The organism is Streptomyces fulvorobeus, assembly GCF_013167895.1.
Taxonomy (GTDB): Bacteria; Actinomycetota; Actinomycetes; order Streptomycetales; family Streptomycetaceae; genus Streptomyces; species Streptomyces fulvorobeus.
Genome location: NZ_BLWC01000001.1, coordinates 4887957 through 4899888 on the forward strand (window position 1 = coordinate 4887957; position 11932 = coordinate 4899888).

Sequence of the window (11932 nt, forward strand, 5' to 3'; positions counted from 1 at the left end):
GCGAGAGGAGCGGCGACCAGCGGGAACAAGCCATTTAATCCGGCCTGAACAGGGGAGTCAGGCCCCATGGTGCCGATCGTGAGTGCCTTGTCACGCCGGGTGCAGTCGCCGATTGTCAGTGCCATCAGGTTGCATGGAGACATGGACAACCTGGAACTCCGCGCTGAAGCCGATGCCGTCCTCGCCGAGCTCGTCGGCGGTCCCGGGGGCTCGGCGCGGCTGCGGGAGGATCAGTGGCAGGCGGTGGACGCTCTGGTACGGGAACGCCGCCGCGCCCTGGTGGTCCAGCGCACGGGATGGGGGAAGTCGGCGGTGTACTTCGTGGCCACCGCGCTGCTGCGACGGCGTGGCTCCGGGCCCACGGTGATCATCTCGCCGCTCCTGGCCCTGATGCGCAACCAGGTCGAGTCGGCCGCGCGCGCCGGTATCCAGGCACGCACCATCAACTCGGCCAACCCGGAGGAGTGGGAGACGATCTACGAGGAGGTCGAGCGCGGCGAGACCGACGTCCTCCTAGTCAGTCCGGAACGGCTCAATTCCGTGGACTTCCGCGACCAGGTGCTGCCCAGGCTCGCGTCCACCACCGGTCTGCTGGTGGTGGACGAGGCGCACTGCATCTCCGACTGGGGTCACGACTTCCGGCCGGACTACCGGCGGCTGCGGGCGATGCTGACCGAGCTGCCCGCAGGCGTGCCGGTGCTGGCCACCACCGCGACCGCCAACGCGCGCGTCACCGCTGACGTGGCGGAACAACTGGGCACCGGCGCGGGTGAGGCCCTGGTGCTGCGCGGCCCCCTCGAAAGGGAGAGCCTGCGGCTCGGTGTGGTGCGGCTGCCGGACGCCGCGCACCGCCTGGCCTGGCTCGCCGAGCACCTGGACGAGCTGCAGGGCTCCGGGATCATCTACACCCTCACCGTCGCCGCGGCCGAGGAGGCCACGGCGTTCCTGCGTCAGCGCGGTTTCGATGTGGCCTCGTACACCGGCAAGACGGAGAACGCCGACCGCCTGCAGGCGGAAACCGACCTCCGGGAGAACCGGGTCAAGGCGCTGGTGGCGACGTCGGCGCTCGGCATGGGCTACGACAAGCCGGACCTGGGTTTCGTGGTCCACCTCGGCTCACCCTCCTCGCCCATCGCCTACTACCAGCAGGTGGGCCGGGCGGGACGCGGTGTGGCCCACGCCGATGTCCTGCTGCTGCCGGGCCAGGAGGACGAGGCCATCTGGCGCTACTTCGCCGACAGCGCGTTCCCGCCCGAGACGCAGGTCCGCCAGACCCTTTCCGCCCTCGCGGACGCCGGGCGGCCGCTCTCCGTGCCGGCTCTGGAGGCCGCGGTCGACCTCCGGCGCAGCCGGCTGGAGTCGATGCTGAAGGTCCTCGATGTCGATGGCGCGGTCAAGCGGGTGAAGGGCGGCTGGGCGGCCACCGGAGCCGAGTGGGTGTACGAGGCCGAGCGTTACGCCTGGGTGGCCAAGCAGCGGGCGGCCGAGCAGCAGGCCATGCGCGACTACGTCGGTACGTCCGAGTGCCGGATGGAGTTCCTGCGCCGGCAGCTCGACGACGAGGGGGCGGCTCCCTGCGGGCGCTGCGACAACTGCGTGGGAGCCTGGGCCGATTCCGAAGTTTCGGCCGAGATCCTGACAGGAGCGGCGAAGGAACTGGACCGCCCGGGCGTGGAGATCGAGCCGCGCCGGATGTGGCCGACGGGAATGCCCGCACTGGGCATCGACCTCAAGGGGCGCATCCCGGCGCGGGAGCAGTGCTCCACCGGGCGTGCCCTCGGCCGGCTCTCGGACATCGGCTGGGGCAACCGGCTGCGTCCGCTGCTGGCCGAGAACGCTCCCGACGGGTCGGTGCCGGATGACGTCCTGCACGCGGCGGTGGCGGTCCTGGCGGACTGGGCGCGTTCTCCGGGCGGCTGGGCATCCAACGCCCCGGACGCCTCCGCCCGCCCGGTCGGTGTCGTCGCCGTGCCGTCCCTGACCCGCCCGCAACTGGTCGGATCTCTCGCCCAGGGCATCGCCACCATCGGCCGTCTCCCCCTTCTGGGCACCCTGGCGTACACCAACCCGAGCGGTGCCCACGCGGCACGCCGAAGCAACTCCGCCCAGCGTCTGCGCGCGCTGTCCGGCGCCTTCACCGTCCCCGAGGACCTGGCAAACGCTCTGGCCGGGGCTCCCGGGCCCGTGCTGCTCGTGGACGACTCCACGGAATCCGGCTGGACCCTGGCGGTCGCCGCCCGCCTGCTCCGTCAGGCGGGCAGCGACCAGGTTCTGCCGCTGGTCCTCGCCTCGGGGGCCTGACCTCCGCGGCAAAGGGCGCCGTAGCGCCCGTTCAGCGCCTTCCTCCGCCCCTTCACGCCGGACCGGCGGCGAGAGGCGCGAGCCTCGGCCGCCCTCAACGCTCTCGCGCTTGACGTGCCGGGCGAGTCCTTCACCTCGATGTCCGCGACAACGGCCCCATGGCCGGCGCAGGCGGCGCGATGGTGCGGGCACGGGACGTCTGACCACAGCGGACCAGCTTTGATCTTCATCGGCCTGAACAGCTTGACTACTCTCTGTGGACAACTTATCCACAGGGGGTTTCGGAAATTGGCCGTTCGCGGGACGGTCGAGCCATGAACAAGCACCGCGAATCCACCGGACCGGCCGACGAGCAGCAGATCACCCTGCGCGGTCCCGCCGAGCTCGCCGACGCCCTTCCGTACCTGATGGGATTTCATCCGGACGACAGTGTGGTCATGGTCGCCCTGCACGGTGGCCGAGGGCGCTTCGGCGGCCGGCTCAGGCTCGGAATTCCCCAGTCGCCCAAGGAGTGGGAGCCCGTCGCCGGCCAGCTCGCCGAGTGCCTGGTCTCGGGCAGCGAGCGGCGCGGCTCCAGGCCCGACGCGATCGTCGTCTTCCTCTGCCAGGACCCGGAGGCCGGGGCGACAGGCCACCAGACGATGGAGCGGCTGCGGCCGTTCGCGCAACTGCTGCGTACCGCCTGCGGAACTCTCGACGTGCCCGTACTGGAAGCGCTCTGCATCTCCGGCGGGCGCTACTGGTCCTACTGCTGTCCGGACGGCAGGTGCTGCCCGGTGGAGGGCAACCAACTGGCCCTGCCGGGTACGACGGTCATGGCGGCCGCAGCCGCCTACGCGGGCATTCACGTACGCGGATCACTGCGTGACATGGAGGCGCGGCTCGCACCGATGGAGGACACCGGAGCGAGTGACCAGCTACGGGCACTGGACTCGGCGGGCGCCGTGCTGGTGGCCAGAATCCTGGACCGTGAGGGCCGGGCCGAAGTGGCGGGGGAGACCCTGGAGCTCGCACACGCGCTCATGGACCGTCTCGGCCGGGCGCCCGCCGGTCCGCCCTCCTCGGCGGACACGAACGACGACCGCCTGATCAGCCACGACGAGGCCGCCGCCCTGATCCTCGGTCTCCAGGACCGGGAGACGAGGGACAAGGCGGCGGAATGGATGGAAGGTCCCCGCGCCGCGTCCGCGCTGCGGCTGTGGCGGGCCCTCGCCCGGCGTTGCGTCGGCCCGTACGTGGAGCACGCGGCCGCGCCGCTCACCCTGGCCGGCTGGGTCTCCTGGTCCACGGGCGACGAGCCGGCGGCCAGGGTGGCTCTGGGGCTCGCTCTGCGTGCCGACCCCGAATACACCTTCGCTCAACTGCTCCACCAGGCATGCAACGAGGGTCTGGACCCGGAGACTTTGCGCCGGTGTCTCCGCAGCGAGCGCACCGCGGCAGCGGAGACCCCGCAACAGGCCAGCGGCGACAGCCCGGACGGCCCCGTGAGCCGCGAGGGCCTCGAAAGCCGGGACCACCACGCCGTCCGCGCCGGCCGGAGCGGGCGGCGGGCGAGGAGCGTGAGCCGGCCGGGGCCTCGCACGGTTCCCTCGCAGTCGGCGAAGCGGCGGAGGACCACTCCGAGCGATACCGGTCGTGGTCCCGTAGTGACCCGTCAGCGCACGCGGGAGCCGGGGCGCCAGGGCCGGCGCGGCAGCGGGACGGGCAGCGGAACGGGGAGCGAGCGATGACAGCCGTGACCGGGCGGCCCGTGGAGCCGCTCACGGGGGCGGCGGAGTCGCAGGACCCGTGGCCTCGCAGACACAGCGGTTGTCCGGAGCGCACGGATGGCACCGGAAGGCGGCCATGGCCCCTACCGTCCCTCCCGAAGACCGGGGTACAGGTCGAGGTGGACGACCCCAAGGAGGTGGACGACCTCACGCCCGAACCGCTCCTCGGACCGGACTCGGTGACCTCCGGTCCCTGCTGGTCGGCGGCGAACCCGGCCAGGCGGACGGCCGTCCGGCAACCGGGGTGCGCGTGGCCGGTGTGCCGTTCGCCGCGAGGGTCGGCCGAGTTGGCCTCGGGGTGATCGAGGAGGCGGTCATCGGGCTTCAGCCGGGCGGGCGGCCGGGGGCGAGTGACCGCACTCCGGCTGGGCGGGGGACGGGCCGCAGCTGCACGTGTGACGGAGCGGGGACCGTCACCGGGGGTCGTAGCGGCGGAGGTCGCACGGAGCGAAGTGACAGATGGTGGCGAGCATGGTGAAGGGACTGTTTATCGTCAGGCAGACGACTATGATCACGGCATGCCGCCCTACGACCCGTCGACCTTCCCGCCCTTCGCTGTCACCGTCGACCTGGTTGTGCTCACCGTGCGCCGTCACGCGCTCTGCGCACTGGTCGTACGCCGTGGTGAGACGCCGTTCCAGGGCAGATGGGCGCTGCCCGGCGGATTCGTCAGGGCGGACGAGGACCTCGCCGCGGCGGCCGCCCGGGAGCTCGTCGAGGAGACCGGCCTGTGTGCCCACGACCCGACGGCACCGGCTGTGGGCAACGGCGCGCATCTCGAACAGCTCGCCACCTACGGGGACCCCGAGCGTGATCCGCGTATGCGGGTCGTCAGCGTGGCCCACCTCGCCCTCGCTCCCGACCTGCCCGCACCTCGCGCGGGCGGTGACGCCCACAGTGCCCGCTGGGCGCCCGTCGAGGACCTGATCGGCCCCGAGGGCGGGTTCGGTCGCGAGGGTGAGCAGTCCGCGCCGCTGGCGTTCGACCACGCCCGGATCCTCGCAGACGGCGTCGAGCGTGCCCGTTCGAAGATCGAATACTCGTCACTGGCCACGGCGTTCTGCCCTCCGGAGTTCACGGTCGGTGAGCTGCGCAGGGTGTACGAAGCCGTGTGGGGCGTGGTCCTCGACCCCCGTAACTTCCATCGCAAGGTCACCGGAACCCCCGGCTTTCTGGTTCCGTCCGGAGGCACGACGACGCGTCAGGGCGGCCGCCCCGCCCAGTTGTTCCGCGCGGGCGCGGCCACCGTGCTGAATCCGCCGATGCTGAGGCCCGAAGTCTGACGCGCGGTTCCCTTCACTACCGCTCGACTATCGCCCGACCACCGTCCGCCGCCCGGCCTCACGGCCGCCCGGCGGCTCTCTGTGATGTCCGGTGCGCGTCCGTGGTCCGGGCTGCGGAACGCCCGTAGAACCGAGCTGCACGAAAAGTCGGAATTGTCGCGTTATCTTGCTGTGGTACCCCTCAGCCGCCGAGCGGTCTCACCTTCCGCGAGAGACGCGAGAGAAGCGATGCTCCAGGCCATCGGACTCACCAGCAGCCCCCGCCGCGACCTGCCGCCCGCCGTGGCCGATCTGACCTTCGAAGCCGGTCCCGGCCGTGTCACCGCCCTGCTCGGTGCCCCGGGTTCGGGAAAGACGACCGCCCTGCGCCTGATGCTGGAACTCGACCCCGGGCGGGGTGTCACCTACTTCCGGGGCCGGCCGCTGCACCGCATCGGCCACCCGCCCCGCGAGGTGGGGGTGCTCCTCGGAGACGTGCCGGGCCACCCCTCCCGTACGGCCCGCGGCCAGCTCCGGATGCTCTGCGCCGCAGCGGGCGTACCGGCGTCCCGTGCGGACGACGTGCTCGAAGTGGTCGGTCTCGCCGGGCTCGGGGACCAGCGCATCAGGACCCTCTCGGTCGGCATGGACCGCCGGCTCGGTCTGGCCTCCGCGCTTCTCGGAGACCCCCACACGCTCATCCTCGACGAACCGGCGGAAGGTCTCTCGCCACGTGAGGTCAGCTGGTTGCACGGGCTGTTGCGCGCCCACGCCGCCCAGGGCGGTACGGTCCTGCACGCCACCAGCGACCCCAGGGAGGCCGCGCGCACGGCCGACCGCGTCGTCACCATCGACGAAGGGCGCCTCGTCGCGGACCAGGACGTCGCCGACTTCGCCCGTACGCGACTTCGCCCACGCGTCGCCGTCCGAACACCGCAGGCCGCGCGCCTCGCCGCGGTGGTCAGCCGCGAGGCGCGCGTCGCGCAGCGCTCCGTGGAGGTCGTCGCCGAGGAGAGCTGCCGGCTGTCGGTGTACGGGAGCAGCTGTGCGGAGATCGGTGACACGGCGTTCCGGCACGGAGTCCCCGTACACCAACTCGCCGACGAGGTCGGTGACGCGGGTCCGCCCGTCACCCTGGCCGGGCAGCGGCCCGAATCGGCCGTCGCGCTCTCCGAACTCCCTCCGCCGATCCCGGTGCGCCCGGCGCGCGGTCCGCTCCGTCCGCTCCGCTACGAGCTGCGGCGGATGCTCGGTGTGCGGACGACGACCGTGATCATGGCGGCCGTTCTGCTGGTCTCGGCCGGGATCTCCGTACTGCTCGCACGCTCCGGCGGTACGCCCCTGCCGCGCCTTCTCGGAGCCTGGCCGTCCCTGCTGCCGCTGCCCCCGCCGCTCTCGGCGCCGGGCTGCTCGGCGCGCTCTCCTTCGGGGACGAGTTCCGCTATCCCGCGCTCGCCGCGGGCCGGGGGACCGTCCCGCGGCGGATCGGCCTGCTCCTGGCCAAGCTGACCGTCACGGCGGGAGCCGGGCTCCTGCTCGCGGCGCTGGTGGTGCTGGCCGACGCGCAGCTCCTGCGCCTCGTGTACGGCGGCGGCTTGGTCGAGGTCCCGGAGAACACCCTTCCGCTCCTGGTCAGTTGGGTGGGCCTGACCGTCGGCTGCGCGTGGGCGGGGCTGCTGGCGGCGGGCGTCTTCCGGGTGACCGGTGCCGGGATCGCCGCGGTGCTGGCCGTGCCCGTCCTCGTGGTTCCGCTCGTCCAGAAGGTCGTCGCGGGTCCGTCCGCGCGCTCGATCACCGGACTGCCCGGCAGGCTGCGCGAGCTGACGTGGCTGCAGTGGCCGTACGAGGCGGACCGGTGGGTGCTCGGTGTCGTGAAGGTCGTGGCGCAGCCCGTCGGGGCGGCGCTTTCCCTGTCGTTGTCAGCCCTGATCTGTGCGTATGTGATCACCAGCCTTCGCGGAAGAGCGCGTTGGTGATCAAGAGGATGCCGGATGGGGGTTAACCACCCGCAAATCCTTGGCAGATGCCCTCTTTATGCATATATGTCGTCAATTGCGGGGGAGGCGCCGATCACCCTTTCGTGTGCTTTTCACCAAAGACCTCAAGGGGTGGCCGAGCCACGCCGACAAAGGATGCGTGAGTACCCTTGCGCACACCATGATGACCGCCGCCCGCTCCGTCGACTCCGGCCTCGCCGGCTCGGGTGAACTCGACCGCTATCCCTACGCGGAGGCGCCGGCCGGCGAACGCGCCGCGCTGCGTTCCTGGGGCGGTGCCGATTCCGAGTTGGGACGGGCGAGCCGGAGGGGGGCGGCCAGTCGTGGCCGTGGGCTCCACGGCCAACTCGTCCAGCAGCTGGGCCAGATGATCGTTTCCGGGGACCTCGGCGCCGACCGCCCGCTCGTTCCCGAGGAGATCGGCCAGCGCTTCGAGGTCTCCCGTACCGTCGTACGCGAGTCGCTGCGCGTTCTGGAGGCCAAGGGCCTGGTCAGCGCCCGCCCCAACGTGGGCACCCGGGTCCGCCCGGTCAGTGACTGGAACCTCCTGGACCCCGACATCATCGAATGGCGCGCGTACGGCCCCTCGCGCGACGACCAGCGCAGGGAGCTGGCCGAACTCCGCTGGACCATCGAGCCGCTCGCCGCCCGGCTCGCCGCCGGCCATGGCCGCGAGGACCTCCAGCAGCGCCTCGCCGACATGGTGGAGATCATGGGCCACGCGATGACGCAGGGTGACGGGATCACCTTCTCGCGTGCCGACGCGGAGTTCCATGCCCTCTTGATCCAGGCCGCGGGCAACCGGATGCTGGAGCACCTCTCCGGAATCGTCTCGGCGGCGCTCCAGGTGTCCGGCGCGCCGGTCACCGGCTGTGACCGGCCGACCGAGGCGTCGCTCGGCCACCACGCCCGGATCGCCGAGGCCCTGGCGACAGGGGACTCCGGCGCCGCGGAGGCCACGATGCGCCAGTTGCTCATGGTTCACCCGGAAGTGGAGCGAGTGGTTCCTGCGCCGCGCGAGCACTGAGCGCGCCACGGCGGGGGTGGGTGGACCAGGTGTCGCCGGATCACTGTGGTCCGGCGGCACAATTGTGGAGATATTTCACCTCTGGCACTGTTCGTCCCAAGTGAGGTGTGACTCGGGCCACGCGGATTGGGCGTAACACTCCTCGAAACAGTGCGATGACTTAAGAGGTGACCGTCGCGGAAGGAATACAGCAGCTACCCAGTGCGCTGTGCAGTTCTGAGGCCAAACCTGCGCCGTCGGCAACACTCCCAGCCGACGGTCGTCGGTTCCAGCCCTTCGAGGGCCGGGCCGGAAGCCGTTTCCATCGTTCCGAGAGGTTGTTCGTGTCGGCCAGCACATCCCGTACGCTCCCGCCGGAGATCGCCGAGTCCGAGTCTGTGATGGCGCTCATCGAGCGGGGAAAGGCTGATGGGCAGATCGCCGGCGATGACGTGCGTCGGGCCTTCGAGGCTGACCAGATTCCGCCAACCCAGTGGAAGAATGTTCTGCGCAGCCTCAACCAGATCCTCGAGGAAGAGGGTGTGACGCTGATGGTCAGTGCCGCGGAGTCGCCGAAGCGCGCCCGCAAGAGCGTCGCAGCGAAGAGCCCGGTCAAGCGCACCGCCACCAAGACCGTCGCGGCCAAGACGACCGTGACGAGGACCGTCGCGGCCACGGCCGCCCCGGCGGCCGAGAGCGCGGAAGCGGCGGCCGACGAGGCCACCGCGACCGCTCCGGCCAAGAAGGCCGCAGCGAAGAAGACGGTCGCCAAGAAGGCCGCCGTGAAGAAGACGGCGGCCAAGAAGACGGCGGCGAAGAAATCCGGCAAGCAGGACGACGAGATCCTCGACGGCGACGAGCCGGCCGAGGACGTCAAGGCCGGCAAGGGTGACGAAGAGGAGGGCGAGGGCGAGAACAAGGGCTTCGTCCTCTCCGACGACGACGAGGACGACGCGCCCGCGCAGCAGGTGGCCGTCGCAGGCGCCACGGCCGACCCCGTCAAGGACTACCTGAAGCAGATCGGCAAGGTCCCGCTCCTCAACGCCGAGCAGGAGGTCGAGCTCGCCAAGCGCATCGAGGCGGGCCTGTTCGCCGAGGACAAGCTGGCGAACTCCGACAAGCTCGCGCCGAAGCTCAAGCGCGAGCTGGAGATCATCGCCGAGGACGGCCGCCGCGCCAAGAACCACCTGCTGGAGGCCAACCTCCGACTCGTGGTCTCGCTGGCCAAGCGCTACACCGGCCGGGGCATGCTCTTCCTGGACCTGATCCAGGAGGGCAACCTGGGTCTGATCCGCGCGGTCGAGAAGTTCGACTACACCAAGGGCTACAAGTTCTCCACGTACGCCACCTGGTGGATTCGTCAGGCGATCACCCGCGCCATGGCCGACCAGGCCCGCACCATCCGGATCCCGGTGCACATGGTCGAGGTCATCAACAAGCTGGCGCGCGTGCAGCGCCAGATGCTCCAGGACCTGGGCCGCGAGCCCACCCCGGAGGAGCTGGCCAAGGAGCTCGACATGACCCCTGAGAAGGTCATCGAGGTCCAGAAGTACGGCCGTGAGCCGATCTCCCTCCACACCCCGCTGGGCGAGGACGGCGACAGTGAGTTCGGAGACCTGATCGAGGACTCCGAGGCGGTCGTCCCGGCCGACGCGGTCAGCTTCACGCTGCTCCAGGAGCAGCTGCACTCGGTGCTCGACACGCTCTCCGAGCGCGAGGCCGGCGTGGTCTCGATGCGCTTCGGTCTCACCGACGGCCAGCCCAAGACGCTCGACGAGATCGGCAAGGTCTACGGCGTGACGCGTGAGCGCATCCGCCAGATCGAGTCGAAGACCATGTCGAAGCTGCGCCACCCGTCGCGTTCGCAGGTGCTGCGCGACTATCTCGACTGAGCCGCGGACGTAGGCAGGCCGAGGGCCCGGACCCCATGGGGGAAGCCGGGCCCTCGGCCTTTCGCGCATGCGGGCCGGGGCGGGCTGGATCACTCTGGGTGGACCTTGTCCACCGCAGCGTCAGGAGTCACCATGTCCCGTACCGTCCTTCGTACCGTGACCGGAGCGTTCGCCCTGGCGGCTGCCGCGGCTGTGCTGCCTCTCGCGTCCCCGTCCCCGGCCGCCGCCGACAGCATCATCATCGGCGGACAGCCGGCGCACGTGGCGGACAGCCCGTGGGTCGTGGCGCTGTCCAGCCGTGACCGGTTCGGGGGAACGAGGGCCGGTCAGTTCTGCGGCGCCGTGCTGATCGCGCGCGACAAGGCCCTCACGGCGGCCCACTGCCTCGGGCGCGAGGTCCTCGGCGCGGACGTGAGCGAGGTCCGGGACCTGCTGGTCATCGCGGGCCGCGACAAACTGCTGGGGTCGGGGGGCAGGGAGATCGCCGTACGGGACACCTGGGTCAATCCCCAGTACGACCCCGAGGCGAACGCGGGCGACCTCGCGGTCCTCACGCTGTCCCGGAAGCTGCCGCAGAGCTCCGTCATCCGGATGGCCGGGCCGGGCGACGCGGCGTACGAGCCGGGCACCCGCGCGCGGGTCTACGGGTGGGGTGACACGAGCGGAGGGGGTACCTACGCCTCCGCTCTGCGCGCGGCCCCGGTGAAGGTGCTCGCCGACAGCGCGTGCGAGCGGGCGTACCCGGGAGGCCCCGAGGGCACGTACGACGCCCTGACGATGCTCTGTGCGGGCGATCCCGAGGGCGGGCACGACGGGTGCCAGGGAGACAGCGGAGGGCCTCTGGTGGCCCGTGGGCGGCTCGTGGGCCTGGTCTCCTGGGGGAGCGGATGCGGTCAGGCACAGAGCCCGGGGGTCTACACCCGGATCTCGGCCGCGGTCGGCCGGCTGCCCGGGCGGAGCTGACGGGCGCCGCGCGAGGGCGTGGGCGGGAGCCTGCGGGCATCGCGCAGGGCATGAGAACGGGCGGCGTACCCCAGGGGGTGCGCCGCCCGTCGGCCGGTTCGGGAACCGGACCCTGGCTCGTCGTGGATGCGAGGTGTCAGTGTTGTTCCTCTTCGGCGGCACTTGCCTGCACGGCAGTGAGCCGATCCGTCTCATCCTGTATTTCCGCGGCGATCTTCTTGAGTTCCGGCTCGAACTTGCGACCGTGGTGGGCGCAGAAGAGCAGTTCACCGCCACTGATGAGTACGACGCGCAGATATGCCTGGGCGCCGCAACGGTCACAGCGGTCTGCTGCGGTCAGCGGGCTCGCGGGGGTCAGAACAGTAGTCACGTCGCCTCTTCTCTAGCTCGACGAGCTGTCGTACCAGGGTCAACATCCAACCAGGCCGAAAACGTTCCCGCTCGTGGCTTTTCTTCGAAACTTCTTCCAAGGATGGCTGTCTGTTGCCGGTTGGCGGCGAATGTGCCGTATTGCGTAGCGCTACGGTTTCGCGTTGCTTGTGGGGTGCGGTCCGTCCGCCCGGCCGGCTTGCCGGGTTGTTCATGAGGACGTGCCCGGAGCCTAAATGGTTCATGCCTCGAAGGGAACGTGATGTGCACGTCACTCCAACGAATGATCGAACGTGTATGCGAGGCTGCACTACCATGAGGATTCCCCCTCGGGTGGTGTCACAACCGCTCTACCAGGGCTCTGTAGGCTCTC

7 protein-coding genes and 1 pseudogene are annotated in these 11932 nt (G+C 70.8%); 7 read left to right on the forward strand and 1 reads right to left on the reverse strand.

Annotation, left to right across the window (positions count from 1 at the left end):
* The first annotated feature begins 141 nt into the window (after positions 1-141).
* From Sfulv_RS21980 to Sfulv_RS22010, 7 genes and pseudogenes are all read left to right on the forward strand, one after another.
* On the forward strand, positions 142-2301 hold the full coding sequence (locus Sfulv_RS21980; RefSeq protein WP_173316266.1) for a RecQ family ATP-dependent DNA helicase: 2160 nt from the start codon (positions 142-144) through the stop codon (positions 2299-2301).
* A gap of 314 nt (positions 2302-2615) precedes the next feature.
* A complete protein-coding gene (locus Sfulv_RS21985; protein ID WP_173316267.1) occupies positions 2616-4031 on the forward strand; it encodes a DUF4192 domain-containing protein in 1416 nt (471 codons plus the stop codon).
* 557 nt (positions 4032-4588) lie between these two features.
* The gene (locus Sfulv_RS21990) at positions 4589-5353 is read left to right on the forward strand and encodes an NUDIX hydrolase (protein WP_173316268.1); all 765 of its coding nucleotides are present in this window, start codon (positions 4589-4591) and stop codon (positions 5351-5353) included.
* A gap of 228 nt (positions 5354-5581) precedes the next feature.
* A pseudogene (locus Sfulv_RS21995) lies at positions 5582-7308 on the forward strand (ABC transporter ATP-binding protein).
* A gap of 181 nt (positions 7309-7489) precedes the next feature.
* A complete protein-coding gene (locus Sfulv_RS22000) occupies positions 7490-8356 on the forward strand; it encodes a FadR/GntR family transcriptional regulator (RefSeq protein ID WP_218901618.1) in 867 nt (288 codons plus the stop codon).
* 323 nt (positions 8357-8679) lie between these two features.
* Positions 8680-10227 (forward strand): RNA polymerase sigma factor, encoded by a 1548-nt coding sequence (locus Sfulv_RS22005; RefSeq protein ID WP_173316270.1) that lies wholly within the window; start codon positions 8680-8682, stop codon positions 10225-10227.
* Positions 10228-10359: 132 nt separating this feature from the next.
* Positions 10360-11190, forward strand: a complete 831-nt coding sequence (locus Sfulv_RS22010; protein WP_173316271.1) for a S1 family peptidase — start codon at positions 10360-10362, stop codon at positions 11188-11190.
* Between the two features lie 136 nt (positions 11191-11326).
* Here the strand turns inward: Sfulv_RS22010 and Sfulv_RS22015 are convergent, their stop codons facing one another.
* The gene (locus Sfulv_RS22015) at positions 11327-11560 is read right to left on the reverse strand and encodes a DUF7455 domain-containing protein (RefSeq protein WP_073721947.1); all 234 of its coding nucleotides are present in this window, start codon (positions 11558-11560) and stop codon (positions 11327-11329) included.
* Positions 11561-11932: the final 372 nt, after the last annotated feature.